This window comes from Shewanella submarina (assembly GCF_042646185.1).
In the GTDB taxonomy this organism is placed as follows: Bacteria; Pseudomonadota; Gammaproteobacteria; order Enterobacterales; family Shewanellaceae; genus Shewanella; species Shewanella corallii.
In genome coordinates, this window is sequence record NZ_JBHRTD010000006.1 from 342693 (window position 1) to 366959 (window position 24267).

The following is a 24267-nucleotide window of genomic DNA, read 5'->3' on the forward strand; positions in this document are numbered from 1 at the left end:
TCATTCTCTGAGGAAAAAGGCGCTCATTGAGCGCCTTTTGTTTACCTGTTCCCACCACTTTCAATCACTAATGCTCTGCCGCAAGTTCCAATGGTCCTTTAGCCAAATCCCGGTTAATAAACTGACTGGCCAGCAGACTCATAAAGGCCAGCAGAGCGCCCAGATAAAAGACCCAGGAGGGGTTAACGAGCCAAAGCAAGCCAAACACTGCCGGGATAACCACGGCCGCGATATGGTTGATGGTAAAACTGACACCCGAGGTGGCCGCTATGTCACCCTCATCGGCAATCTTCTGGAAGTAGGTTTTAATGGCAATCGACAGGGCGAAGAACAGATGGTCAACCACATACAGAGCGGCGGCCATTTCAGCATTGTTGACCAGGCCATAGCCAACAAACACCACTATCAGACCCAGGTACTCTATGGTCAACGCTTTTTGCTCACCCACCCGGCCAATCCAGCGGCCAATCATCGGCGCAATAAAGAAGTTCACCAGATGATTGAGCATATACAGAGCGGTGATATCCGCCACGCTGTAGCCAAACTTCTCCACCATCAGGAAACCGGCAAACACCATAAAAATCTGTCTTCTGGCACCTGACAGGAAGGTCAGCAGATAGTAGAGGCTGTAGCGTTTGCGTAATACCAGTTTGCGTCTTTGCGGAGTGCGTTCGGGGAATGCGGGCATCACCAGGGCCAGATACAGACACATCAACAGGCCGAGGCTACCGGCCAGCAGGTACATGGCCTTGTAGCTGATATCAAAGGCGGTAAATCCAAGCCACACCATGCCGAAAGCCAGCAGGGCAGAGAAGGACTTAACTGACATCAGCTTGCCCAATTTGGCCGGCGCTTCGGCCCGGGAGAACCATTGCAGCGACAGTGATTGGTTCAGAGTTTCAAAGTAGTGAAAGCCAATCGACATTAATACTGTGGTGGCAAACAGCCCATACATGCTGGGCAGGAAGCCGGTCAGTGCTACGCCAACAGAAAGCAGGCACAGACTCAGCAGGGCAAAGGTTTGCTCCTTAAGCACCAGCAGCACAAATACGGCGGTAAAGGCCAGGAAGCCCGGTACTTCCCGCAGCGACTGCAAAATGCCTATTTGGGCACCATCGAAGCTGGCCACCTCAATGGCGAAGTTGTTGAGCATGGCATTCCAGGCGGAGAAGTTCAGGGTCATGATGACAGTGGCAATTGCCAGAAAGCCGTAGGGGGTTTTCCATTTGCTCATGGTGTGATGTTGTTGGATTGTGAATAGACCCAGTTTACCCCGAACCTCCGTTGTCTTAATATCGAATTTATGACAACAAGTTTATCTATTCAGACAATATGAGTTGGCGAGACAAGCAAGCGCAATCGCCGGTACACCTGTCCAGACCTGTGCAACCCAGAGTCGTCCGTCTGCACCCGTTGCAGCGGGTTCTGCCCCACTCTCACGCTTTTGGCCAACTCATGTACAGCGACAATACGGTATTAACCATACAAACCCTGCAGGGGGAGTTTGTGGTACCCAGACATCAGGCACTGTGGGTGCCGCCCGGGATAGAGCACTGTGTCACCTGCCGGGATGGTGGTCAGCTGCAGAGTCTGTATATCGATGCCGGGTGGGGCAGTAAGCTGGGGATCAGGGTAAAAGCACTGGAGGTCGACAGTCTGTTGCAGGCCTTATTGGGTGAGGTGACCACGTGGCAGGACGATTTTGCCATGAGTGAGGAGAATCAGCGACTGCTGATGGTGCTGGTGGATAGATTGCACAGCGCCAGGGAGAACCCTCTGTTTTTGCCCAAAGCTCAGGACAAACGTTTATCCCCTATCGTGAATGCCCTGTGTCAGCAGCCGGGGTTAAGTCATTCACTGGAGGAGTGGGGAAGTCAGGTAGGGGCATCGAGCCGGACATTAAATCGATTGTTCAATCAGGCTTTTGGTATGGGGTTTTCCGCCTGGAGACAAAAAGTCAGGGTAATGATGGCGCTGAAGATGTTGGGGGCCAATCAAAGTAACAGTGAAATAGCAGAGGCGCTGGGATATGAATCCAGCAGCGCCTTTATTCAGGCATTCAAGGCTCATATGCCTTATCCGCCCGGTTATTACCGCAGTAAGTAAACCAGCAGAGGTATCAGGCGCCGTGCCAGTTACGCATCTGATTGGCTTCTTTGGACAGTACCACGACTTCTGAGCGGGTCATGCTGTCCTGCAGTGCCAGTTTTTCCCCTGACATCAGAATGGCAATGTTACCCAGCCCCAACAGAGACCAAACAACTCTGGCGTAGGCGGTAATGATACTGATGTTCTGACCATTGGGGTGTTGGACTTTAAGGCGCCAGGCACGCATCCCCAGTGTTTGACCACCCCGGCTCCAGAACAGAGCATAAAAGGTGGCGACACAAATAAGCAGGTAAACCTGATACAGGCCGGAATACAAAGGGGTGTTGTTAAGCAGATCGGAAATATGCTCCTGCCCCTGCATGCCCACCAGGCCTGTTTTCACCAGCAGGGTAAAGATGCCAAAGCCGATGGCGCCTGCAAAAATGTACACGGCCACCGCCAGCATCAGGTCATAAACCATGGCACCCATGCGGCGGAAGAAACCGGCACGGGGGAAATTGGCGTGTTCTGGATTCAGCATAAAATCATCCCTGTTGTTATTGTTTTTATTGGTTTTACTCCGAGGAGTGTACCCAATCCCTGCCTCTTACGGAATTACTCTTCTTCCTCGCGGACAAAGTGGATATCTTTGAACCCCATACGGGCAAATTCATTAAGGCGATAGTCGCGCACAGCCTTGTTGCCTTTGGAGGTCATGGCAACTTGCTGCTCCATCGCCAGGAAGCGGGTCAGGTCAATGCCTTCGGCTGCGGCGGCGGCCTCAAACATGTCGTGATACTTGTCGTAGGCAAAATTAATAACTTTGGCTTCACCTTTGAAGGTGTAAGCAACCTGACGTGCCATGATGGCTCCTTAAAACAAACTGCAAAATAGACTTAAACGGCGCCAATTATACCCAAACATGGCCCGAAAGTGAGAGTTTAGGTGTGCCTGATTTAGAACTCACTGCGAAAGATAAAGTACACCGCGCCGAGGATACATAAACCTGCCCACAGGTAGTCGAGTTTAAGCGGCTCTTTTAAATAAAAAACAGCAAAGGGGACAAACAGGCTTAGGGTGATCACTTCCTGCAGGATTTTTAACTGCCCCACATTCATCACTGTATGACCAATGCGGTTGGCTGGTACCTGCAGTAAATATTCAAACAATGCGATGCCCCAACTCACCAGCGCGGCGATAATCCATGGCTTGGCGCTCATAGTCTTTAAATGACCATACCAGGCGAACAACATAAACATATTGGATAAGCACAGCAGGCCAATTGTGGTGAGCGTCGGTGACATCAGAGTACCAGTCTCATATAGCTTGGGTTATCACAGTATGTGCCTAGGCATTTGGTGGTATCTGCGTGCTTGAAGCCCTGTTTTTCCCAGTAGTCATTGGCGCCCTGAACTGCCACCAGTGACAGATTGGGCAAAGACAGGCTTCTGGCGTACTCAACCAGGCAGGCTAACACCATCTTGCCGGCCCCCAGGCCTCTGGCTGCGTTGGCGAAGGCCATATCGTGCAGGTAAAGGGTGTCGGCAGCAGGAATGGATACCGGGATTGACTGGTTAAGGGAAGGCGGCTCGCCTTTCCAGGGATGTGCCAGGCAATAGCCAACAATGTGTCCGTTAACTTCGACCACCAGGCAGGACCCGGGTGACAGTAACCACTTACTTTGCATCACCTCCAGAGGCTCTGGTTCAAATGCGTGATAAGTGTCTGATTGAATGGTCATAATGGCTTCCCAGTCGGAAGCCTGAATAGAACGGATCTGCATATCATGATGAATAATCGTTAACCTGGCCGCGGATTATAGCCGTGGCAATGAGCAAGTACAGTGAATTAACTCAGGATGAGAAGATATCGTGTAATTACCGAATTGTCGGATGGGGGAGTAGCCCATAGTAGCTATGTCCGACTCGACAAAAAAAGACAAATGTTGCATAAAGGTTGCCTCGGTTGAGTGGTTTCAAGGATGAGTGATGCTTGGCTTTTTTCTTTTGGATGGCAATCTGCCATTTACTGTTGCAATTTCAATTGTAATTCTACTGGGGCTTATTGAGCTGTTATCTCTGGTCACTGGACTGAGCCTATCGGGCTTGTTTGATGACCTGTTGTCTCTTGACTCTGATATAGACTCAGATGGCGCTACTGGTTTTACTGGTATTACCGGTTGGCTCTGCCTTAATCGACTCCCTTTATTGATTTGGTTTGTACTGGCCAGTTCTTCATTTGCCATTACAGGCCTGGCTGTGAACTATCTTACTGCCGCTATTACAGGCGGTTTACTCCCCTCCTGGTTGGCAATTCCTGTGGCCTTGATTGGACTGCTACTGGGCTGTAGGTATTTGGGAAGCTCCCTGGCCCGGCTCCTGCCAAAGAATGAAAGTTCGGTGATCTCAATTGATTCCCTGGAAGGAGCGGTAGGAACCGTGACGCTGGCGACCGCTTCACGTGGCAAGCCAGCTGAAGTTGTGGTCAAGGATGAAAGTCAACAGAAGCACTATGTGTTGGCAGAGCCGGACTCTGACGACCAGTTGGCCAAAGGGACGGATGTGGTGTTGTTAAGAAAAGACGGAAACATATGGATTGCAGCGAGATTCGAAAATTCGCTGTCTGATTAACTCTAATAAAAAGGATGTAAATAGAAATGGAAAATATTCTACCGGAGGAAACAGGGTTGACGTTTGTGTTGACCATAGCGGGTCTGGTTCTGTTGGCCATGTTTGTTATTGGCATCATATTCGCCAAGCTATATCGCCGCGCAACCAAAGAAATGGCGTTTGTAAGAACAGGATTCGGTGGTGAAAAAGTGGTCAAGGACGGCGGCGCGATTGTATTGCCTGTGCTCCATGAAATCATCGCAGTGAACATGAACACCCTGAGAATCGAGGTAGAGAAGACTCAGAAAGATGCCTTGATCACTAAGGACAGAATGCGGGTTGATGTTAAGGCTGACTTCTATTTGCGCGTAGCGCCCCATGCAGAGGGGATATCTATGGCTGCGCAGACTCTGGGGAGTCGAACCATAAGGGTAGAAGAGCTAAAGCGTCTGATGGAGTCCAAGTTTGTAGATGTGCTCAGAGCCGTTGCAGCGGAAATGAATATGACTGAAATGCATGAGCAAAGAGCCGATTTTGTTCAGCGTGTTCAGAACAATGTTGCCAATGATCTGGAAAAGAACGGGCTGGAGTTGGAATCGGTTTCTTTGACGGGATTCGATCAGACAGAGCTACAGTTCTTCAACGAAAACAATGCATTCGATGCAGAAGGCCGAGCCAGACTGGCGAAGATTATTGAAGAGAAGCGTAAAGAGACAAACGATATTCAGCAGGAAAACCGGGTCAAAATTGAAATGCGAAACCTGGAAGCTGAAAAAGAGTCTCTGGATATTCAAAAATCCGAAGAAGAAGCCAAATTGGCTCAGCAGCAGGCGCTGGAATTTAAGCGCTCTGAGCAAAAAGCTGAGATTGCTAAGCAAAGAGAGCAGAAAGAGAGGGAAGAACGGGAAGCTGAAATTGCCAAAGAAAGGGCGATTGAATCAGCTGAGATCGAAAAGACCAAAGATGTTGAAGCGCGTGAAATTGAGAAGCGTAAGGCAATTGAGCAGGCTCGTATTCAGCAACACAGAGACCTCGAAGTTGCTGAGCAGGAGAAGCAAATTGCAGTAGCCGCCAAGTCAGAAGAGGAATCTGCTGCCCGGGCCAAAGCCGCAGAGGCGGAAAAACTCAAGGTCGAAAAAGAAGAATCGGTGATCACAGTTCGTCAGGTTGCAGAAGCAAACCGCCGTAAAGAGATCGAGGTAATTGATGCTCGTAAAGAAGCAGAACGGGAAGCGGTTGGTGTAACCGTTCAGGCTGAAGCTGAAAAGCGTGCCGCTGAAGACAGATCGGCAGCAATTTTGACAGAAGCAAGGGCGGATGCGGATGCCAAAAAGCTTAAGGCTGAGGCTGATGAGAAGATTTATGCGGTTGATGCTGCGGGTAAGCAGGCATTGTATGAAGCTGAGAACGTGCTGAGAGATGAACAGATCGAGCTGCAAAAGTCGCTGGCCATTTTGAAGGTGTTGCCTGAGATAGTTGAAAGTGCTGTTAAGCCTTTAGAGAATATTGATGGCATCAAAATTCTCCAGGGATACGGTGCGGGAGGGAATACTCTGAGTTCTGGAGGGGACAACCAAACTTCACAGAGTGGTATTGCTGAGCAAATTACCAGTGCAGCTTTGAATTATAGAGCCAATGCGCCGGTTGTCGATGCCATGCTCAGAGAGCTTGGGCTGGTCAACAAAGAGTCCGGACAATTGGGTGACCTCTTGAATGGGAATAACTCATTGGCTGATGATGCAATGGAGATTATTCAGAAAATGGATGAAACCCCAGTAGATGGAGGAAGCTCTTCGTCTTCAAAAATATTGCAGGAAGGCGAGAGCTAAACTCCCTTGAGTCCATTAAAAAGCGCAGCCGTTGCATACGACTGCGCTTTTTTGTTTGGGTATTTAACCAAGATATCTCTGCTTCAGGTGAGTCAGTAAATACTCACCTTTGAGGACCTCTCCTGTCGCACTGGTCATCAATTCATCTGTGCTCATCAAAGAGCCTTTGCACCAGATGTTGGCACTCAACCAGTTGAAGATTTCCTTAATGCGGCCGTTACTCATCAACTTATCCAGGCTGCCTAACTGTTTCTCCATGGCATAGCGAATTTGTGCCGCTGTCATGGCACCGAGCGTGTAGGAAGGGAAATAACCCAGCTCACCCAGGGTCCAGTGAATATCCTGCATGCAGCCATCTTTATCATTGCCCTGAGTACTCAGCCCAAGCAGCTGCTGCATATTGGCATTCCAGAATTCGGGCAGATCTTTCACGGCCAGTGAGCCATCAATCAGGGCTTTTTCGGCATCGAAGCGCAGCAGGATATGACAGGGGTAGGTCACTTCATCGGCGTCCACCCTAATCAGGCCGCGATTGACCCGGGTGAAACTGTGCTTAAGCTGCTCCAGAGAATAGTCATTGCCAAAGGCCTGATTGATATCATTGCGGATCAAACCAAGGAAACCTTCGCTGCGGGCCAGCTGCATTTCGTAAAACAGACTCTGACTCTCGTGCATTCCCATCGAGCGTGCCATCCCGGCGGGTTGTCCCTGCCAATCGGTTGGCAGTCCTTGCTCATATCTGGCGTGGCCTGTCTCATGTATGGTGCTCATCAATGACGAGCTGAAATCATCTTCGTCAAAGCGGGTAGTGATACGGATATCGCCGGGAACGCCACAGGAAAAGGGGTGCGAACTGACATCCAAACGTCCCTGGTTAAAGTCGAAGTCCAGCAGGGCCATAACCTTACGACTCAAGACCTCCTGAGCGGCAGTGTCGAACTTGCCAGTCAGTGAGGTGTTGGGTTCACCGGCCTGCTTGTCGACGACCTGCTGTATGAGCCCGGGCAACTCACTGCGCAGGGGCGCGAACAGTTGCTCCAGCTTATCCGTGGTCATGCCGGGTTCAAACTTTTCCAGCAGTGCATCATAGGGAGTAATTCCCAGAGCTTCAGCCCGGATCTGCGCCTCTTCCCGGGCCAATTCAATCACGCCGGTTAGGTTGGGGGCAAACCCCTGCCAGTCGTTGTTTTTACGTTGCTCGCGCCAGGCGTGTTCACAGGCAAATGCCGCTTTGGTCTTGGCGGCGACTAATTTGGCTGGCACCAGACTGGCCTGGGAAACCTGACGCTGCATTTCCACAAGATTGGCTTGTTGCGCTGCGGGCAGAGACTCTTGCATCGCCTGTTGGATGCTGTCACTCAGCCAGTCCTCAGTACGCATTTCGTGGATATGGCTGGAGAGGGTTGCCATGGCTTCTGAGCGACCTTCGCTGCCACCGTCAGGCATCATGGTGCAGAGATCCCACTCTCCCAGATTATTGAAATGTTCGAAATGGCTGATGCGCTTGAAGTGGTCATGTAACTTGCGGTACTGAGCTGACATCGACAATGTCCCCTGTAAGTTTCTGATTAGATGGATACTAGCACAGAGGGAAGTGAGCTGAATGGGCAAATGATGAAACCCGGTAAAGAGAAATTGACAGGCCAACACCAGATCTCCAGGACTATGATGAAAGCAATCGAGCCCGCCGCAGGTCTGTTGCCCTGAACAATACTGTTTGCGATTCAGGAAGAGTCTGAAAATGAGAAATAAACTGATAACCAGCCTGCTTACTTCCCTGCTGCTGAGTTTGAGCCTGCCTATGCTCGCCAAAGCGGAGATCGCGCCTGATGCTGTCTCTGTTGCACCCTTGCTTAATGGTGAAACCCTGCCGGATGTGACGCTGAGGGATATTGATGGCAACAAGGTGGATCTCAAGGCGTTGGTAAGCCAAAAGCCCAGCATACTGTTTTTCTACCGGGGTGGCTGGTGCCCATACTGCAATGCACAAATGGGGCAACTGAAGGCAATTGAGCCCAGGTTGCTCGAGATGGGATTCCAACTGATAGGAATTTCGCCTGACAGCCCCGAAAAGCTCAAGGCATCCATCAGGGATAACAAACTGGACTATACGCTGCTGTCAGATGCTAATCTGGATGCTGCGCAGGCCTTTGGTTTGGCCTTTTTTACTGATGAGAAAACCTCGGCCAGATACCTGAGCCGCATGCCGCTGGAGTCACTGGTGAGAAACAACCAGGATGGTCACAAACGTTTGGTATTGCCTGTACCCGCTGTCTATATGCTGGATAAGCAGGGACTGGTGCATTTCCAGTACGTTAATCCCAACTTTAAGGTACGGCCTGCGCCAGAGCTTATTCTGACAGCAGCCGGGTTGCTGCCAAAGAACTAACTCCTGCTGAAACAGATCAACTATTAAAAGAAGTTGGTATAAGATCGGGGCAGATCTAACTTGTATGGGTTTTGCCCCTTTTTATGACTTACAACCAAGCAATTTTGGCGATGGCCCGTGACGGTCTGAGCGCACTTTCCAACTCCGCACTGGTTCGCAAGGCGCACACTGCTGCACAGGAAAGTCACTTTATGTGTAACTGGATGGCAGAAGCGCTGAAAAAGCGCACTTATCCCAAGTGTCTGGCCAATGAACTGACTATTTGGGTGCGTGATGGCCGCAGTCAGGGTGCCGGCGCTAAGCTTAAGGCGTTATTGGAGCGAATTGAGCATCAATATGGCGCCGTCGAACAGGGCGGGAAGCCATTGGGTGATGCCCTGAACGCCTGGCTTGAGCAGCTGAAAGCCGATGAAGTTCTGGTTATCACAGACACCCCCATAGATGCCAAATTGAAACTGGACAATGATGGCCTGCCCAGTGTGATTATTTCCGAGCCTGAGTTTAAGGGCCACATTGCGGATGGTGAGCTGATAAAGCCCATCACACTCTATATTCGCGCTGAAGAGAATATGCTGGCAGAAACAGCGCTGCAGCATGGTTTGTTGCTGAGTGTAGGCGACAAGAAAGCCTCCTTGATTAAGCATCACAAGGCTTACCGTATATATCCGGGTAACAATCAGCCTGGGCTGTCACTGCTCATCCCCTGACCGACCTAATGATAAACGCAGCTCAGGCTGCGTTTTTTTATCTCTGTTCATTAAGGTGTTGCGAGTATGTTGCACTTGCTTCGGTCAAATATAAGTGAATCTTGAAGTGAAAGCGTCTTTGCAGGTGTTGGCTTCACGGTTTACTGCTTCAAAAAGCCGCGTTTTGTTGGTTTTACCATCTGAATTTTGCGATTTGGCAATCCATTTCTCGACTTGGGCTGAAGTACCAGTAATATGATTCCTGTTTTTTGCTTGTTGCAAAGGTTGCTAAAGGATGGCTAAAGGTTTTTCGCTGGTTGATATGGTGGTGGGGATAGTGTTTCTCAGTGTGGTTGGGGTTGTTGCGTTTTCCCGGTTTATCCCCCTGAGTGAGGAGCCACAAATCAGTCAGAAGGGCAGTGTTGGAATTCCATGCGATAACCAGAATTCGTCACTGGCCTGCAGCAAGTAAAAAGCCTCCGGTTGGAGGCTTTTTCATATTAGGTCACTTTGGTCGGTTACTTGAGTTTCTTTGGCTTGATGCCGGAAGAACCCACTTTTACTTTCACACGACGGCCAGACATGTTCTTTTCTGCAGCCATCTGGGCAACGGCTTCATCTTCACGCAGTGTTTTGCTGAAGCGGCGACGCTGCAGGTGCTTAAGCAGAGACTCACGGCGCGATACTTCATAGCCAGGTACTGTCATACGCTTAATACGCTGACCGATCAGCTTTTCAATATCTGCCAACATGCGCTCTTCTTCACGGCTCACGAAGGAGATAGCGACACCGGACTTACCTGCACGACCGGTACGGCCAATACGGTGCACATAGTCTTCAGCCAGGAATGGCAGGTCGTAGTTAACCACATATTCCAGATCCGGGATGTCCAGACCACGGGCAGCGACTTCGGTGGAAACCAGTACTCTGAGCTTACCTTCCATAAACTCTTTCAAGGCGCGACGACGATTTCCGTGAGCCTTTTCACTGTGGATTACGCCGGTTGGAATGCCATCCAGGTTGAGTTCACGGGCCAGCTGCTCACAGTCTTCACGGGTTGCGGAGAATACCAGCACCTGGTGCCAGTTCTTGCGGCCAATCAGCTCAGACAGCAGTTCGCGCTTGCGGCGCTGCTCAACCGGATACACCACCTGACTTACCGTGGCGGCAGCGGTATTGCGCTTATCGGCAGTGATCACTTCATGACGTGGCATGATTTCGTCTGCCAGTTTACGCACACCACCTGAGAAGGTTGCTGAGAACATCAGAGTCTGACGATCTTTGGCGCACACCTGAAGTACACGCTGAATATCTTTGATAAAGCCCATATCCAGCATACGGTCAGCTTCATCCATCACCAGATAATCGATATTGGCCAGACTCAGGTTACAGGCTTGCAGCTGCTCCAGCAGACGTCCCGGCGTTGCCACCAGGAAGTCAGTACCCTGCTTAAGCTTACGGGCCTGAGCATCGGCGCTCTTGCCACCTGTCATCAGGCGTACATTGAGCTTCAGGTACTTGCTGTAAGCTTTCAGGTTATTGGCGATCTGCTCAGCCAGCTCACGGGTTGGCGTAAGAATGAGCGCACGTACCTGACCTGTGACCAAAGGCTTTGGCTGTTCAACCATCTTCTGCAGGATAGGCAGGGAGAAGGCGGCTGTTTTACCTGTGCCTGTTTGGGCGCTGGCCAGCACATCCTGACCCCGGCGCACGGCAGGGATCGCCTGGCGCTGAATTGGCGTCAGGGTTTTATAGCCACACTCAGATACTGCTTGCAGGATCTCAGGGGCAAAACTGAAGGATTCAAAATTCATCTACTTATCCCATTATTGCAAAAATGGTTGCGAAACCGATTGCCCGGATAGCCATCAGGCGCTGGGCGGCGGCGGAGTATACCAAACTCCATCAGGAGTTGTAACTTTTCCCATCAATTGCCGCTTAACCCAGACATTTACGGAGCATTTATAATGACATTATAAACCGTCACAGCATCAAACAAAGTCGTTACTGCAACAGGGTAAACAGCAGGTAAGTATTCAGCACCACCACCAGAAGAACTATGGCAACACCAGTGCACTTCAGCAGTTTTGTGTTGGCAAAGCGACCCATCAGCTCTTTGTTGCCGGTGAACTTAAGCAGAGGAACAAGAGCCAGAGCTATACCAAAGCTGAGGACCACCTGACTCATCACCAGAATTTTGGTGGTGTCTATGCCCATGGCTATCACGACAAAAGCGGGCAGCATGGTCACCAGACGCCTGACCCACACGGGAATACTAAAGCGCACAAAGCCCTGCATCACCACTTCACCGGCCAAAGTCCCTACTACTGAGCTGGACAGGCCTGAGGCGATAAGCGACAGCCCAAACAGTAGCGCAGCGCCTTTACCCAGCATGGGCGTTAACGTCATATAGGCGTTTTCAATGGAGGCAATGTCCCGATAACCGGAGAAGTGAAACACAGCGGCCGCCATGGCGATAATCCCTACGTTCACAAAGCCTGCGATTGTCATGGCCAGAGACACATCCAGCTTGCTGGCGCGCAGCCTGGACGTGATTGACTGACCCTGTTGTCCTTCAAACAGGGCTGAGTGCAGGTAGATGACATGAGGCATGACTGTTGCGCCCAGTATGCCTGCTGCCAGGTACACCTGATGACCATTGTCGAACCCGGGAACCAACAGGCCTGCCGCCATGCCTGACGCTGCAGGGTGGCTTAACAAGAGCTGAGCCACATAGATAGCTGCGACCAAAAGCAGCAAGCCGCCAATGATGGCTTCAATTGGCTTTTGGCCCCAGCGACGCAGCTGCAATATCCCCAGCGTCAGCAAGCCGGTTATCACAGCGCCTTCAAACAGGGAAACGCCCAACAGCAACTGAAAGCCCACGGCCGCCCCGATAAACTCAGCCAAATCTGTGGCCATAGCAATCAACTCTGCCTGCAGCCAGTAGGGCACGACCGCCCAGCGGGGCAACCTGTCACCCAGGTGCTGCGCCAGGTTTTTGCCTGTGACAATGCCCAGTTTTGCCGACAGATATTGAATGAACATGGCCATCAGGTTGGCCCAAAGCACTACCCACAAGAGGCGATAACCAAAACTGGAGCCCGCTTCGATATTGGTGGCAAAGTTACCCGGGTCGATATAGCCAATAGCTGCGATAAATGCCGGGCCCAGCAGCATGATTTTGCTGCGCTTGGCAGTCGGCTGTTGCCGCTGCAAAGCAGGCGTCGCCTGGGCGGGGGTAATCAGCGAAGAGGTTGGCGTGGCTAACATTGACATCAGGGATCCGGGGTCGTGTCACAATAGGAAGATTGCACACAGTCTACGTCCGATTTAAATGAGAATTACTATCATTAACTCGAGTTCACGGGATTGGAGTAAACGCTTTTGCCGATAACCTTATTTACCAACAGGTCGTTAGTCAGGTGAGTCTTGCTGACAAAGGCTTTGCCAACTGCTGAGTTTTTTTCTTTTTGCCGGCAACACGCCATAGAGCCCCACCAGAATACCTGCAACTATGCCGACCTGGGCTGCCACCATAAACACCAATGCCAGGGGAATGCCTTTCTGTTGCCAGAAACCAAAGTACATCACCAGAGCAAATACCAGTGTTACCCAAAGCGCCGTCTGGGTCAGGTTCAGAATAAAAGGTCGGTAGGGAAATGGCCGGATTGGTTCACCCAGACGTTTCATCAAAGGATAGAGAATACCGGGCCAGACACCGGCGCGCTGCATCTCCTGCTCGGCTTTAATAAAGGGCTTGGGTAACTCCATGGGATGCTCCAACTCAGGGATGATACAGATGATAAGTACCAGACAAGTGGCCCGAGGGATCACCCTCAGGCCGATACTCTGGTGATATGAAGTTACATGCTCATGCCCGATGCTGCATTGGTCTTTTTACCCAGCCGGTAATACCAGACAGACAGAGGGATAAAGATCAGGTTCATCACCGTGGTGAAATTCAAGCCAAAACCTGACTGATGCAGAGTCCTGAGTGTCTCTTTGGACGCGCTCCAATCCATCTGCCCCAGAGTCAGATCCAGCAAGATACCTGTCAGCAAAATTCCGATAAACAGCAAGCCGACCATCCAGTGTGCCGGCTGTTTACCATAATAGCTCCGATAAACCCGGGTCATGGGAATGGTCAGTACATCCGCCAGAATAAAGCCCATGACGCCACCGAATGAGATACCGCCGTGCCAAAGTGCGGCGGCCAGCAACAAATTTCCGACTGAGCAGACATAGGCAATCACGGCCACGAAAATACCTATGACCACATCCAGCAGGGAGTGCACTATGGCTGGCATTGCATTGCCACTGGAGATAAACAGTTGCCGCCACCAATCAGCGGGAATAAGCGCAATCAGCAGGGAGGAGATGACCACGCCAATAAGTATCTCTTTGCCTATCATGGCGATGTCCATTTGAAAGTAGCCAGAGCTGCGACTGATTTTTTCAGAGAAGGATTCTTTTTCGGTTGGGGCGCCTGCAGCCATCCCGCAGCGCATCTCGCCGGACTCGCTCATGCCACAGGTCATCTCTTTCGATGCGGTGTCATGAGAGCCACATTGCATTGGCTTGGTCTCGGCATCAGCCTGTTGGCTACAAGTCATTTCCTTGCGCTCACCCTGATCCATATCGGCCATACCGCATTGCATTTCCATCGATTCTTTCTGAGTCGAACCCTGGGTTTGCGCTGCTGAACTGTCTGGCTGACTATCCATATGGTGATGTGCCATGAGCATAGGGCTGGATTCCACCTCGAGTTTATTGCGTAGCGCCGTTTCCTGTTTTTTGGGGAAGAACTGAAACAGAATGGCCACCAGAATAATCAGCAGGATGCCTCCGGCTATTTCCCCCCATAAAAACTGCCACCCCAGCAGGGTGACCAGCACAATAAACATTTCCAGGATCAGATTGGTACTGGCCACCAAAAAGGCCATGGCATTGCTTAGGCTGGCTTTTTTGGCAATCAATGTTTTCGACAGAGAGGCGGCCGCATAAGAACAGGAGGAGGAGAGCATGCCCAGTAAAGTAGTGAGCGCCAGACTTTTGGGGCTGGTATGCCCCAGATGTTGTGCGACCTTATCCACAGGTAACAGGTGTCTGAGCAGGGAAGAGAGCATTAATCCGAACGCCAGTGGCCAATATATCTGCCAGACCATGCCACTGAAAGTACTGACAATATGCCAGAGGTAATCAAAAACGGTTTGGTCCATGGGACCTCCTTGGAGAAACCAGTGACAAACAATGAGGGAAAGAAAAAGGCAGTCACCGGGTGTATCAGGATGTATCATGGTAAATCTGTGGCAACCGGGGCTCAAGCAGATTGTGCCGTCTTTGGCAGATAAACATTGCTGTAAGACAAGGTGTGGCAAGATAAAAATTCTGCGCAATCATTCACTATTCAAACGCTCACCGTTTCGTCCCGGCGCGGTGGCAGGGGAGAGTGACAATGAAATGTGCGAAGGACTTTGCCCAGTGGCTCTATGACAGGGTGGGTCACTATGATGATGGTGTGTTTCTCAGCCGCCAGGATATTCTCGAGTTAACCGACAGACAAAGGTTTAACTCGAATTATGTCAACGACATTCACTATGAAGTTGCGCGTTTCGGCATGGGGTTTGTCACCGATGCGAACAAGCAAAGGTTCTATTTTTTCAAACTCCCTGACACCCACTGGAAGCTGGTGGGTGACAGGTATGGCGAGGTGGACAAGCCTAAAGCTGAAGTTCACCCCATAAAAATCAAGCATAGAAAAAACTGATGCTTCTAGAGAGATTGGTTAATCCTGATACATTGGGCAACCCATAAAGCCTGACGCTCCAGCAATCCCGCGATAGTGCGCTGGGGGCTTTGTTTACTCAGGCGTTGCAGCTTATCTGTTGAATCCTGATTGCAGGAACGATAGGGCAGATAAGCTGCCATCTGCTCCCTCATTCCCAGTGGTAACGAGTTGTCCTGAATTAACGCCAGTCTCTGATCGGCACTGGCCTGGCTGAGCAGTTGCTGCTCTGGCGGATATAAAACCGACATTACTGCTTCCCTGTCAGCCTCGTTGAGCAAAGGTAGTTTTGCCAGCAACGCTCGCTTTTCAGAAGCCTTGGGGCTGATAGCTCTCAGTTGCAGGCTTTGCAATTCTGTCAGTTGTTGGCGTTTTCTGAGTTTTTGAATCTCTTTATTGGCTGCCGGATGGTCGTAGCGGGTCAGCTGCAGCAGAGCCCGAAATTTTTGCTCTTCGGTCAGCGGCGGCAGAGGTCCCTTCACATGCTCCAGCCACTGCTGAAGATGGTCCAGTGCCTCCCGGCTTCTTGCCAGTTGAATATAGGTATCCAGCCAGGTTTGCTGCAGGGCAGGGAATGCAGAGGTTTCCATTGCCCGCTGTAAACTCAATTGCGCCATGGCGTCAATCAGCCAGGCGTTATCTGAGTTGGAGGCCGCAATATATTGCTTAAGAGCCAGCAAATGCTGTTGTAACAACTCACTGGTATCAGCATCCGTCATCTCAGGAGCGTTGAGTAAGACCTTGGCCAGGTAATCTTCGGCGCTTAACTCACCGGACAACAGTGACTGCCACATGGAAAGCCACAGCAGAAGAGATGTCTGTTTGTTGTGTATCCTGCCCAGCTTCATCCCTGATACAAATAAGCTGTGCTCATCCGGGATCACCCTGAGATAAGCCAGCTCCTCTTCATTGGGCCAGATGAAGTCCGGGCAAACCAGGTTAGCGGCTGCATCGACCAGGGTATATTGGCCTTGGATTAACACAGGTATGTGTCTGTCCAGATGAACACCACTGCGATCTGTGTGATACAGGCCGAGCATCAGTTTTTGAGTGCGCAGCTTACCCTGACTATCAGGTAATTGCTGCAGAGTCAGAGTCTCAACAACCCCTTCCCGGCAGTCTAGTCTTGCTTGCAGTCGGTTCACGCCTCGGGTATCGATAAAATCCTGTTTCCATTTGCTCAGGTCTACCCCTGCTGTTGCCTGTGCAATAGAGATAAAAGCCCCGGCCCCTGCGGCTTTGCCCTGGTATTGCTGCAAAAATGCTTTCATTATCTGCAGCAGCTTGTCTTTACCGATTTGCAGCTCAAGTTGTTTCAGCGCTGCCACAGCCTTGGTACGGATGATCGGGTCCCCCGACAGATAGTGGGCGGGCTCACCAACGGCATGACCTCCCATCTGCAGCTCGTCGGTCTGATAGGCCAAATCCCTCGCCTGACTGGCAACTATAGCGCTGGCTTCAGAACCTGCCAGATAGAGACTGATGGCATCAGAGAGCCAACGGCTGTGCCACCAGTCAATGCTGACCATATTGCCAAACCACTGGCGTGCCAGCTGTTGCCTGAGCAGTGTGTTGTCAGGCTCACTGCTGCGAATAAAGGCCACTGATGCCGCACCACTGTGTGGTTCGGTGAACAGGCTGTTGTCATCCTGCATCATCAGTAACTGATCATATTTGGCGAATGGGAATGGGGTATCCAACACTTGCTGAAGCTGTTGCAGATTGCTCTGAGTTTGCTCAAGCCAGATGTCCGACTGCACCAGATGCTGTTGGGACTGCCTGGCGTATAGCCCTAACGGCAGTTCTCCCTGGCGCTGCCAGTGCACAAATGGGCCAGCGTGCAGGGACATGTTATGTGGGCTTAATGGCAGCTTTGGCTGAGTGCTGAACTTTACACAGTGCCCGGTTTGTCCGTTGTGACAGGCTTGAGGCTGGCTGTTCCCTATTACTTGCCACTGGGAGGGCGTCACAACCTCAAGGGTAAACCGGGCGGGCAGATCCGGCTGGTCAAACAGGGGCAGCAGATGGGAGGCGCCATCTGGCTCAAAATGACTATAGAGATATCGCTGTCCATCCTGTGGATCAATATAGCTGATCAGGCCATTGCCCTCAGCCTGATAGTGGCCACTGAAACTCAGCTGCAATTGGTTTTCGCCACTTTGCAGCAATGCCGGGGCAAGTGTCAGTTGTTTACCGTCATAGTCAGGATAAAGATAGCTGCCATTGATGGTGACACCGTTCAGCTGCATACCCACAGCATCGATAGAGAGCGGAGCTGTCACTTCTGTCAAACTAAAACTGATATCGGCTTTGCCATTAAAGCCGTCTGAAGTCAGTGTCAGCTGGTACTGATAATTTACGTCAGACAGACGTGAAGAACGACTGAGCGCTGCCGCTCTGGCGGCATCCGGCGTATCAAGAGTCGGAGTGGATTTCTGTGTCGACTGACATGCGGTCAGTGACAGGAGTGCCAACAGGCAGGGGAGCAACAACAGCCGGAGCATGATTCGTTATTATTCTTGTAATAAGGGCAACCATCCCGAAGGATGGTTGCGTTGGATGGATTGGCAGCCGCTATCAGAGGCCGAGGAAAGACTTGGATTTAGTCTTGCGGATCTCTTTTTCGTCAGACCACTCAATCAAACCTGTGTCCAAATCCATCAGGCGCATCGTCATCTTGTAGTACACATCCTTGGTGCTGCCATCCTGCTTCACAATGCTGGACAGGTTTCCGTAAAGCATATACTGGGCACCAATCTGACGACCAAACTTGATGGCGTGGGAGGGGTCCACCATGCCGGAGTTGTTCTGGTAATCCAGCTGCTTGCGAACGGCATCCACTTTGGTCATATCGATAAAGCGGAATTTACCTGAGCGCAGCAATTGGTTGCTGATGGAGTCGGTTACAGACTCAGTATCAATGTGCTCAGAGGTTTTGTTTTTAATTCTGTCTACAAAAATAACCGGACGCTCATTGGCGGTCAGGGCAACCACAGGCGGGAAGGTCAGCATACTGTCGACCATTTTTGCTGTGATGGCCTGCAGATCGCTGGAGCCAAAATTCTCATTAACGGTTTCAACAGCGGTGGCATCACCATATTCTACCCGGGACTGACAGGCGGAAAGTCCGACCACTGCTGCCAGTACCAATATCAGTTTTGCATGTTTCATTCTTCAGTCCTGTGGTTCGTAAAATCAGATGATTTCAGATGATTATTGAATAAAAGCGGATCACATTGCCAGTATCGATTGCCCAAACCAGGGTGGTTTTTCCCTTTTGGATATCGACCTGGTAGGTGTGACTGGCGTCCAACTTCAGTGGGTACTGCCCCGGAGCCAGCGACTCCCGTGCAATTTGTGCCTGTTGTGGCAGGGTCAGCCAGCTGCGTCTGTCGGCTTGCTCGGAGATGAGGTTGAACAGTTGCATGGCGACGCCGGCAAAGTCATCCTGACGCTGGTTGTTACTGCCTCCGGCTCTCTGATTCATCTCTGCCTTTGTTGCCACTCTGGCGGCTTGCCTCAGCACAATACCTGGCATTTGTTCTTTGAGGGCGCTGATAGCCATGGCATCTATATTGGCCAAAGGCGCTGCCTTGATACGCTTGCCTGTGCCCGAGATGGAAGCCGCCCGTACTGGAGCGCCACGCCCTGCATAGGTGGGCAGGGTGACCCTCTGCCAATAACCATCAATGGTAAATGGCACGGTAAAGCTCTCTTTACCCGGCACCAGACCTCGCTCAATCAGTACGATTAGTTGCCCGTCTGACGCGGGTATCGGTTTTGCTTCCCCCCAGCGCTTTTTGAAGTCCTGGTATTGGGGCATCTGCAGCTGTTTGGCCAGCCGAACCAGATCCCGCTGCAGATAGGGATTACCCGGTGCCAGGCGCTCAGCCTTGCGATAGTCGATGAAGGCATCATTGGGTTGACCAAGGAGTTCATATAAAAGTCCGGTCACATAATAGCTGTAGGCATTAAGAAATGAGTTTTCCACCCCTCCTGCCATGCCGTCCAGTCTGCGCATTTCCGCGGATACCTGACCGTTGTTGATATCCCGGACCACAGATTCAGAGTCATACTTTTTCTGCTCCAGTGCCTGCAGTTCATTGGCCCGCCTGACTTCCACCAGTGCGCCTTCAAAATCACCGGTAAACAGATAGTTCATCGCCTGATATTGATGCAGCATGATGCGCTCGAAAGCAGGGCCTTCATAGGGAATAGCATTGTCGTTGAGCAGTATGCTGCTGGCGGTTGCGCCCAGTTCTGAGGCACTGATAACAGCTTTGTCATCGAAGTTCTGATAGTCAGCAATGGCGCGTTGGTAGTAGTTTTCGCTGGCCTTAAAGTCGCCGCTTATCTGGGCGACCCGCCCCGCCTCCTGGGCATAAAGCAAACCATCCTGACCATCAATGGCCTCCTGAAGCTCAGGCAGAACAGCTTTTGGGTTTTGGGAATTGAGTGCCTGGCGCACTGGTGCCATTTGACTGGGATAACTCACAAACAGGCTGCTGCCGGCACAGCCAGCCAGCATAGTCAGGGTTAACAGCCCCAGGCAAAGGTGCTTGATGGCAGTCCACTTCATGCCTGCAGTTCAGGCTCATTGGCCCGCTCCAGCAGAGTAATGCCCTTAAGGTGATCGAGTTCATGCTGAAAGATTCTGGCGGCAAATCCCTCAAACTTACTGCGATGCCATTGCCCCTGAAGATCCTGATAACGCGCGTCCACCCAGGTATGCCTGAGAATGTTGACTCTCTTGCCGGGCACTGACAAACAACCTTCTTCACCGCTTTCAAGCTCGACCGATGCGCCAATAAGCTCCGGGTTAACCAGCACCAGTGGCTCCATTAAAGGTGCCTCCGGATATCTGTCGTTGGGGCGGGAGGCCATAATAAACATGGCCAGAGGATAGTGAATCTGGGGAGCAGCAATACCCACACCATTGGCTGCCAGCATAGTGTCCATCATGTCATCAGCCAGGCTATGCAATTGCCTGTCAAACACAGTTACCGCTACGGCCTGCTGGCCAAGAATCTCATCTCCGGTTGTTGCAATGGGTTGCAATGCCATGACTCTCCCTGAAATCAGTAGTGAGGTGGTGGTGTCTCTTCCGATTGGCTGGCCATATTGCTGGGCTCAATCGCGCGCAGCTTGTCGACTATCAATTGCATTTGATATTGCTGACGGGCGACCAGATCATTGAGTTTGATCAATTCCATATTCAGCTCTTCAATCGTCCCGTCCTGAAAAGCGATACGGGTTTCCAGCTCATCAAGCTGGGTTTGCAATGCGTCGTTCATCCGTTACCTCGTTGTGGATGTCATGTCCCAGGCTTCCAGCAGCCCATTGCTGCTGACACTGACGACCTGGTTGATACCTTTAATCGCGACAGAGTATACAACGGCACTGTTGATTTGCCCTTTCTTTGTGACGGCCACCTGCCAATTGCCCAGTTTTTTGCCACTGTCAGTTCGCCAAAGTATCACTTCCCGGGCTGGTGTTCCTGTCAGCAAGGCTCTGTTGGCTTTAACAAATCTGGCGTCGCTGAAGGTCTTTTGTCTTACTTTGATGTTGAGTTTGCTTTTTAGTTCACCGTCGACGGCATCCCAGATCCTGGCATCATTGGTGCTGTCACTGGCAAATGCCAGCAAGCCATCATCACTGAGCGCTACCTTAACGACTCTTGAGTTCAGTTGCCAACTCTGCTCCGGTTGCCCGCTGGAAGGATTCCAGAGGTGCACCATATCATCGTTGCCACCACTCAGTGCCAGACTGCCATTAGCCGAAATTGCCACGCTGTTAACCTTTTCTGTATGGCCCAGGTATTTAATCAGCTTGTCCTGATTGGCGGCCAACGACAGTACACTGCCATCGGTCAGCCCGACCAGCAGGGCACCATTGTCGGCAACCGCCACACTTTGCCCTGAAGCCGGCAGTGACCACCAACCCCGGGATTGCCCGTCCGCAATACTCCACAGCGCGACTGAATCCCGGCTTAACGACACGGCAAACTGACTGTTTGCAGACACAGAGGTGGCAATAATATTGCTGCTGTCATCACCATGGCGCCACTGATACTTGGGACTTTGGCTGGTGATGTCCCAGTAAACCAGGCCTGAGGTGGCCATACTCAGGAGCACGCCGTCGGCGTTACGGGTGAGACTGGCTGCGTACAAAGGCTCCTGGGTCAGCTCCACCACTTCCTCTGGTTTTGGCTGACACGCCTGCAATAAATTGAACGACAGCAGGAGTAAAACTAACTTTTGCATGGACAAACTCCGAACTTTTCCCTGACAGGAGTGTCTGTTAACTCACCTTACCCTTACCAACGAATGAACAGATTGTCATTGGTATCTCTGTGTTAACTGGGGTAAAGTGGCAAATTCTCGCGTTACCTCAAAATGTTGTTGTGGCTCAAATAAGATCATAAATGAGACCATTTTGAAGTAACACGACATCGATATATTGATTAGTTTAACGGCAAATGGATGCTGAGGAAGTATTGATGAAAGCAATATACAAATTTTCACTGGTAGCACTGGCAGTTGCTGGTCTGGCTGGATGTAATCAAGAACAAGCAAAAGACGCTCCTGCACAGACTGCTCAGACTGAGCAAGCCGCTGCAACAACTACGCTGACAACCCCGGAACAGAAAGAGTCATACAGCATTGGTGCTTCTTTCGGTGCTTACATGCAAAGCCAGATCGCTGAGCAGGAAAAACTGGGTATGCCGGTTGACCGCGCGCTGATTATTGAGGGCTTTACCGATGGCCTGGATAACAAGATGCAGCTGTCTGAAGAAGATATGCAAACTGTTCTGCAGGGGCTGGACAAGAAGCTGAATGACAAGCGTGTTGCTCAGGCTCAGGAGTTGGCAACCAAGACATTGGAAGAGGGTAAGAAGTTCCTCGAAGAGAATGCCAAGAAAGAAGGTGTTACTACTACAGACTCAGGTCTGCAGTATGAAGTGATCACTGCAGGTACCGGTGACAAGCCAGCGGCGACCGACACTGTGGAAGTGAACTATCGCGGTACCCTGATCGATGGCACTGAGTTCGACTCTTCTTACAAGCGTGGTGAGTCAATCAAGTTCCCGCTGAACCGTGTTATCCCGGGTTGGACCGAGGGTGTACAGCTGATGCCAGTGGGTTCCAAGTACAAGTTTGTTATCCCATCTGAGCTGGCCTATGGTGAGCGTGATACCGGCACTATTCCAGCCAACTCTACTCTGGTATTTGAAGTAGAGCTGTTGGGTATTGACCAGCCAGCTGAAGCTGCTCAGTAATTCAGATTACTGAATTGTGTAGATAAGGGCGCCGATGGCGCCTTTATTTTTTGAGCCAGTGAAAGCGATAAAGCACAAATATCTGTATGACTATCAGCACACCCAGACCAATAGAGAAGTAGGTAAAAGCTTTGGGGTCGCTGGTGCCGGGGATACCGCCTATGTTGACGCCCAACAGGCCAGTGAGGAATCCCAGCGGCAGGAATATGGCTGTGACCAGAGATAGAAAGTACAGCCGCTTATTCAGCTGCTCAGTTAATTGATTTGACAACTCTTCCTGAGTGACCAGTGCGCGGTCACGAATTGCATCCAAATCCTCTATGACTCTGAGCAGGGTGTTGTAGATCTCCCGCATACGGGATCTCTCCTCTGGGCTCATCAGGCTGGCGGTACTGATCACACTGAAAAAAGCCTCTTTTTGCGGCGCAAGATAGCGACGGACAGCAATCACCTGGCGTCTGAGTTCTCCAAGATTCAACCTCAGATTATGGTCAGACTGCTGCAGGGCCTGCTCTTCAAGGTCGGCCAGTTTGTCCTCCATATCCATTATCTGATTCACCTTACGCAGGGTCAGCCGGTGACACAGCTCCAATATAAAAGTCCCTGGGCTGGTTGGGCCGTTTCCCTTCAGCAGCTGTTCCGCCAGCTCGCCAATGGATTTCACTTTGCGGTCGCTGGAGGTGATGATGCGCTGTTTGTCTGCGTAGAGCCGCACGGCCACCATATCTTCCGGGGCGCTGTCAGGGTTAAGGTTTATGCCTCTTAACGTCATAAGGATCCGCTCGGCTGATGCTTCTACTCTGGGGCGGGTGTCATGGTCGAGGAGCGTCTGGGTATCTGTGGCTGGTAACCCAGCCTGCGCCAGCCAGTCCCTTGCCGCCGGGTTACGGTAGTTCATATGCAACCAGAGGATCCCCTGCTCGGGATGCCAGTTTTGTATCTCATCCTGAGACACTTCATTAACGGCCCCGGTTTGGGGATTAATCAGTAGACTGATAACGAAGCTCTTGGACATGGATAACTCACTATTTCGTCGGCAGATTTCGTTAGATTAACTCCTGATACACGTGCCCGCCAGAAGATTATAGATACTTCATAACGTAGGCAGGACGGGGGCTTTGGGGTAAAATCGAGCCAAGGTAAGACTGGAGAAAAATGAGTTTCCCAATGGATTACGAATTTCGTCGTAACTCGCTTGATGGTTCGGTTTTGGCACTATTCAGTATGGATCATGAGGCTCTGGGTCGATGGTTGTCTGAAGAGTTGGGTGAAGATGAGGCAAAGCTGAGTGCTGTATTGCAGGCTATTGCCCAACTACAGGCCGGTGAGTTGGAACATTATCAGCTGGTCGGGCGCGATCTGACGCTGGAAATGGACAAGGAACAGGCCGTGGTGGCTGCCAATGTGCTGGGGTTTGAAGAGGAGCATGACCTGCAGGAGTTTATGAATCTTTATGATGCAGAGTCGATAGCCAATTGTGGGCTGGAAGATTTACAGCTGGTATTGGAAAGTTGGCGGGAGTTTCTGGGGAGTTAAATTACACCCAAAAGAGATATCCTCAATAAGGCAGCTTCAGCTGCCTTTTTTGATCCCAAAAGG

At 51.1% G+C, this 24267-nt stretch carries 26 protein-coding genes; 9 read left to right on the forward strand and 17 right to left on the reverse strand.

Annotation, left to right across the window (positions count from 1 at the left end):
* Positions 1 to 67: 67 nt before the first annotated feature.
* On the reverse strand, positions 68 to 1234 hold the full coding sequence (locus tag ACFOE0_RS04485; RefSeq protein ID WP_248935273.1) for an MFS transporter: 1167 nt from the start codon (positions 1232 to 1234) through the stop codon (positions 68 to 70).
* Between the two features lie 98 nt (positions 1235 to 1332).
* On the opposite strand from ACFOE0_RS04485, the gene ACFOE0_RS04490 reads away from it, so the two are divergent.
* Positions 1333 to 2106: an AraC family transcriptional regulator gene (locus ACFOE0_RS04490; protein ID WP_248935272.1), complete on the forward strand. Its 774-nt coding sequence runs from the start codon at positions 1333 to 1335 to the stop codon at positions 2104 to 2106.
* Positions 2107 to 2119: 13 nt separating this feature from the next.
* On the opposite strand, the gene ACFOE0_RS04495 is transcribed toward ACFOE0_RS04490, so the two are convergent.
* From ACFOE0_RS04495 to ACFOE0_RS04510, 4 genes are all read right to left on the reverse strand, one after another.
* On the reverse strand, positions 2120 to 2629 hold the full coding sequence (locus tag ACFOE0_RS04495; RefSeq protein WP_248935271.1) for an RDD family protein: 510 nt from the start codon (positions 2627 to 2629) through the stop codon (positions 2120 to 2122).
* Between the two features lie 74 nt (positions 2630 to 2703).
* Complete coding sequence (locus tag ACFOE0_RS04500) at positions 2704 to 2952, reverse strand: DUF2960 domain-containing protein (RefSeq protein WP_115136037.1); 249 nt, start codon at positions 2950 to 2952, stop codon at positions 2704 to 2706.
* Positions 2953 to 3044: 92 nt separating this feature from the next.
* Positions 3045 to 3392 (reverse strand): DMT family protein, encoded by a 348-nt coding sequence (locus tag ACFOE0_RS04505; RefSeq protein ID WP_248935270.1) that lies wholly within the window; start codon positions 3390 to 3392, stop codon positions 3045 to 3047.
* The gene (locus ACFOE0_RS04510) at positions 3392 to 3871 is read right to left on the reverse strand and encodes a GNAT family N-acetyltransferase (protein WP_248935269.1); all 480 of its coding nucleotides are present in this window, start codon (positions 3869 to 3871) and stop codon (positions 3392 to 3394) included. The genes ACFOE0_RS04505 and ACFOE0_RS04510 overlap by 1 nt, the downstream gene beginning before the upstream one ends.
* A gap of 205 nt (positions 3872 to 4076) precedes the next feature.
* Between ACFOE0_RS04510 and ACFOE0_RS04515 the strand changes: the two genes are divergently transcribed.
* Both ACFOE0_RS04515 and ACFOE0_RS04520 read left to right on the forward strand, forming a co-directional pair.
* Positions 4077 to 4718 carry an OB-fold-containig protein gene (locus tag ACFOE0_RS04515; RefSeq protein WP_248935268.1) on the forward strand — a complete coding sequence of 214 codons (642 nt, stop codon included), beginning with the start codon at positions 4077 to 4079 and terminating at the stop codon, positions 4716 to 4718.
* A 26-nt stretch (positions 4719 to 4744) separates the two neighbouring features.
* Positions 4745 to 6526: a flotillin family protein gene (locus ACFOE0_RS04520; protein WP_248935267.1), complete on the forward strand. Its 1782-nt coding sequence runs from the start codon at positions 4745 to 4747 to the stop codon at positions 6524 to 6526.
* A gap of 63 nt (positions 6527 to 6589) precedes the next feature.
* Here the strand turns inward: ACFOE0_RS04520 and ACFOE0_RS04525 are convergent, their stop codons facing one another.
* Positions 6590 to 8068 carry a carboxypeptidase M32 gene (locus tag ACFOE0_RS04525; protein ID WP_248935266.1) on the reverse strand — a complete coding sequence of 493 codons (1479 nt, stop codon included), beginning with the start codon at positions 8066 to 8068 and terminating at the stop codon, positions 6590 to 6592.
* Between the two features lie 199 nt (positions 8069 to 8267).
* Between ACFOE0_RS04525 and ACFOE0_RS04530 the strand changes: the two genes are divergently transcribed.
* The 3 genes from ACFOE0_RS04530 (at position 8268) to ACFOE0_RS04540 (ending at position 10073) form a co-directional block, all read left to right on the forward strand.
* Positions 8268 to 8915 carry a peroxiredoxin-like family protein gene (locus ACFOE0_RS04530; protein ID WP_380711473.1) on the forward strand — a complete coding sequence of 216 codons (648 nt, stop codon included), beginning with the start codon at positions 8268 to 8270 and terminating at the stop codon, positions 8913 to 8915.
* An 83-nt stretch (positions 8916 to 8998) separates the two neighbouring features.
* Positions 8999 to 9622 carry a DUF2913 family protein gene (locus tag ACFOE0_RS04535; RefSeq protein ID WP_248935265.1) on the forward strand — a complete coding sequence of 208 codons (624 nt, stop codon included), beginning with the start codon at positions 8999 to 9001 and terminating at the stop codon, positions 9620 to 9622.
* Positions 9623 to 9896: 274 nt separating this feature from the next.
* Complete coding sequence (locus ACFOE0_RS04540) at positions 9897 to 10073, forward strand: hypothetical protein (RefSeq protein WP_248935264.1); 177 nt, start codon at positions 9897 to 9899, stop codon at positions 10071 to 10073.
* 46 nt (positions 10074 to 10119) lie between these two features.
* On the opposite strand, the gene ACFOE0_RS04545 is transcribed toward ACFOE0_RS04540, so the two are convergent.
* The 4 genes from ACFOE0_RS04545 to ACFOE0_RS04560 all read right to left on the reverse strand — a co-directional run bounded on the left by ACFOE0_RS04545 (position 10120) and on the right by ACFOE0_RS04560 (position 14823).
* Positions 10120 to 11415 (reverse strand): DEAD/DEAH box helicase, encoded by a 1296-nt coding sequence (locus ACFOE0_RS04545; RefSeq protein ID WP_115136032.1) that lies wholly within the window; start codon positions 11413 to 11415, stop codon positions 10120 to 10122.
* Positions 11416 to 11605: 190 nt separating this feature from the next.
* Positions 11606 to 12880 (reverse strand): Nramp family divalent metal transporter, encoded by a 1275-nt coding sequence (locus ACFOE0_RS04550; RefSeq protein WP_283106378.1) that lies wholly within the window; start codon positions 12878 to 12880, stop codon positions 11606 to 11608.
* Positions 12881 to 13018: 138 nt separating this feature from the next.
* Positions 13019 to 13375 (reverse strand): DUF6404 family protein, encoded by a 357-nt coding sequence (locus ACFOE0_RS04555; RefSeq protein WP_248935263.1) that lies wholly within the window; start codon positions 13373 to 13375, stop codon positions 13019 to 13021.
* Between the two features lie 92 nt (positions 13376 to 13467).
* The gene (locus ACFOE0_RS04560; protein WP_248935262.1) at positions 13468 to 14823 is read right to left on the reverse strand and encodes a permease; all 1356 of its coding nucleotides are present in this window, start codon (positions 14821 to 14823) and stop codon (positions 13468 to 13470) included.
* Between the two features lie 236 nt (positions 14824 to 15059).
* Between ACFOE0_RS04560 and ACFOE0_RS04565 the strand changes: the two genes are divergently transcribed.
* Positions 15060 to 15371, forward strand: coding sequence for a hypothetical protein (locus tag ACFOE0_RS04565; protein ID WP_115136029.1), 312 nt, complete (start codon positions 15060 to 15062; stop codon positions 15369 to 15371).
* A 5-nt stretch (positions 15372 to 15376) separates the two neighbouring features.
* Here ACFOE0_RS04565 and ACFOE0_RS04570 read toward each other — a convergent pair whose 3' ends face one another.
* From ACFOE0_RS04570 to ACFOE0_RS04595, 6 genes are all read right to left on the reverse strand, one after another.
* Positions 15377 to 17893, reverse strand: coding sequence for a M1 family aminopeptidase (locus ACFOE0_RS04570; RefSeq protein WP_248935261.1), 2517 nt, complete (start codon positions 17891 to 17893; stop codon positions 15377 to 15379).
* 73 nt (positions 17894 to 17966) lie between these two features.
* On the reverse strand, positions 17967 to 18560 hold the full coding sequence (gene lpoB, locus ACFOE0_RS04575) for a penicillin-binding protein activator LpoB (RefSeq protein ID WP_248935260.1): 594 nt from the start codon (positions 18558 to 18560) through the stop codon (positions 17967 to 17969).
* Between the two features lie 34 nt (positions 18561 to 18594).
* Complete coding sequence (locus tag ACFOE0_RS04580) at positions 18595 to 19968, reverse strand: COG3014 family protein (protein WP_248935259.1); 1374 nt, start codon at positions 19966 to 19968, stop codon at positions 18595 to 18597.
* Positions 19965 to 20453 carry a peptide deformylase gene (gene def, locus ACFOE0_RS04585; protein WP_248935258.1) on the reverse strand — a complete coding sequence of 163 codons (489 nt, stop codon included), beginning with the start codon at positions 20451 to 20453 and terminating at the stop codon, positions 19965 to 19967. The genes ACFOE0_RS04580 and def overlap by 4 nt, the downstream gene beginning before the upstream one ends.
* 14 nt (positions 20454 to 20467) lie before the next feature.
* The gene (locus ACFOE0_RS04590) at positions 20468 to 20683 is read right to left on the reverse strand and encodes a SlyX family protein (protein ID WP_115136024.1); all 216 of its coding nucleotides are present in this window, start codon (positions 20681 to 20683) and stop codon (positions 20468 to 20470) included.
* 3 nt (positions 20684 to 20686) lie between these two features.
* Positions 20687 to 21652: a WD40 repeat domain-containing protein gene (locus ACFOE0_RS04595; RefSeq protein ID WP_248935257.1), complete on the reverse strand. Its 966-nt coding sequence runs from the start codon at positions 21650 to 21652 to the stop codon at positions 20687 to 20689.
* Between the two features lie 236 nt (positions 21653 to 21888).
* Between ACFOE0_RS04595 and fkpA the strand changes: the two genes are divergently transcribed.
* A complete protein-coding gene (gene fkpA / locus ACFOE0_RS04600) occupies positions 21889 to 22668 on the forward strand; it encodes an FKBP-type peptidyl-prolyl cis-trans isomerase (RefSeq protein ID WP_248935256.1) in 780 nt (259 codons plus the stop codon).
* A 43-nt stretch (positions 22669 to 22711) separates the two neighbouring features.
* Here fkpA and ACFOE0_RS04605 read toward each other — a convergent pair whose 3' ends face one another.
* Positions 22712 to 23683: a zinc transporter ZntB gene (locus ACFOE0_RS04605; RefSeq protein WP_248935255.1), complete on the reverse strand. Its 972-nt coding sequence runs from the start codon at positions 23681 to 23683 to the stop codon at positions 22712 to 22714.
* Positions 23684 to 23835: 152 nt separating this feature from the next.
* Between ACFOE0_RS04605 and ACFOE0_RS04610 the strand changes: the two genes are divergently transcribed.
* Positions 23836 to 24204, forward strand: coding sequence for a YacL family protein (locus ACFOE0_RS04610; RefSeq protein WP_248935254.1), 369 nt, complete (start codon positions 23836 to 23838; stop codon positions 24202 to 24204).
* Positions 24205 to 24267 lie beyond the last annotated feature (63 nt).

Bases quoted from the DNA above. Each gene is read 5' to 3' on its own strand.
- ACFOE0_RS04485 (WP_248935273.1), bottom strand. From the start codon at position 1,234: ATGAGCAAATGGAAAACCCCCTACGGCTTTCTGGCAATTGCCACTGTC.
- ACFOE0_RS04490 (WP_248935272.1), top strand. From the start codon at position 1,333: ATGAGTTGGCGAGACAAGCAAGCGCAATCGCCGGTACACCTGTCCAGA.
- ACFOE0_RS04495 (WP_248935271.1), bottom strand. From the start codon at position 2,629: ATGCTGAATCCAGAACACGCCAATTTCCCCCGTGCCGGTTTCTTCCGC.
- ACFOE0_RS04500 (WP_115136037.1), bottom strand. From the start codon at position 2,952: ATGGCACGTCAGGTTGCTTACACCTTCAAAGGTGAAGCCAAAGTTATT.
- ACFOE0_RS04505 (WP_248935270.1), bottom strand. From the start codon at position 3,392: ATGTCACCGACGCTCACCACAATTGGCCTGCTGTGCTTATCCAATATG.
- ACFOE0_RS04510 (WP_248935269.1), bottom strand. From the start codon at position 3,871: ATGCAGATCCGTTCTATTCAGGCTTCCGACTGGGAAGCCATTATGACC.
- ACFOE0_RS04515 (WP_248935268.1), top strand. From the start codon at position 4,077: ATGCTTGGCTTTTTTCTTTTGGATGGCAATCTGCCATTTACTGTTGCA.
- ACFOE0_RS04520 (WP_248935267.1), top strand. From the start codon at position 4,745: ATGGAAAATATTCTACCGGAGGAAACAGGGTTGACGTTTGTGTTGACC.
- ACFOE0_RS04525 (WP_248935266.1), bottom strand. From the start codon at position 8,068: ATGTCAGCTCAGTACCGCAAGTTACATGACCACTTCAAGCGCATCAGC.
- ACFOE0_RS04530 (WP_380711473.1), top strand. From the start codon at position 8,268: ATGAGAAATAAACTGATAACCAGCCTGCTTACTTCCCTGCTGCTGAGT.
- ACFOE0_RS04535 (WP_248935265.1), top strand. From the start codon at position 8,999: ATGACTTACAACCAAGCAATTTTGGCGATGGCCCGTGACGGTCTGAGC.
- ACFOE0_RS04540 (WP_248935264.1), top strand. From the start codon at position 9,897: ATGGCTAAAGGTTTTTCGCTGGTTGATATGGTGGTGGGGATAGTGTTT.
- ACFOE0_RS04545 (WP_115136032.1), bottom strand. From the start codon at position 11,415: ATGAATTTTGAATCCTTCAGTTTTGCCCCTGAGATCCTGCAAGCAGTA.
- ACFOE0_RS04550 (WP_283106378.1), bottom strand. From the start codon at position 12,880: ATGTCAATGTTAGCCACGCCAACCTCTTCGCTGATTACCCCCGCCCAG.
- ACFOE0_RS04555 (WP_248935263.1), bottom strand. From the start codon at position 13,375: ATGGAGTTACCCAAGCCCTTTATTAAAGCCGAGCAGGAGATGCAGCGC.
- ACFOE0_RS04560 (WP_248935262.1), bottom strand. From the start codon at position 14,823: ATGGACCAAACCGTTTTTGATTACCTCTGGCATATTGTCAGTACTTTC.
- ACFOE0_RS04565 (WP_115136029.1), top strand. From the start codon at position 15,060: ATGAAATGTGCGAAGGACTTTGCCCAGTGGCTCTATGACAGGGTGGGT.
- ACFOE0_RS04570 (WP_248935261.1), bottom strand. From the start codon at position 17,893: ATGCTCCGGCTGTTGTTGCTCCCCTGCCTGTTGGCACTCCTGTCACTG.
- lpoB (WP_248935260.1), bottom strand. From the start codon at position 18,560: ATGAAACATGCAAAACTGATATTGGTACTGGCAGCAGTGGTCGGACTT.
- ACFOE0_RS04580 (WP_248935259.1), bottom strand. From the start codon at position 19,968: ATGAAGTGGACTGCCATCAAGCACCTTTGCCTGGGGCTGTTAACCCTG.
- def (WP_248935258.1), bottom strand. From the start codon at position 20,453: ATGGCATTGCAACCCATTGCAACAACCGGAGATGAGATTCTTGGCCAG.
- ACFOE0_RS04590 (WP_115136024.1), bottom strand. From the start codon at position 20,683: ATGAACGACGCATTGCAAACCCAGCTTGATGAGCTGGAAACCCGTATC.
- ACFOE0_RS04595 (WP_248935257.1), bottom strand. From the start codon at position 21,652: ATGCAAAAGTTAGTTTTACTCCTGCTGTCGTTCAATTTATTGCAGGCG.
- fkpA (WP_248935256.1), top strand. From the start codon at position 21,889: ATGAAAGCAATATACAAATTTTCACTGGTAGCACTGGCAGTTGCTGGT.
- ACFOE0_RS04605 (WP_248935255.1), bottom strand. From the start codon at position 23,683: ATGTCCAAGAGCTTCGTTATCAGTCTACTGATTAATCCCCAAACCGGG.
- ACFOE0_RS04610 (WP_248935254.1), top strand. From the start codon at position 23,836: ATGGATTACGAATTTCGTCGTAACTCGCTTGATGGTTCGGTTTTGGCA.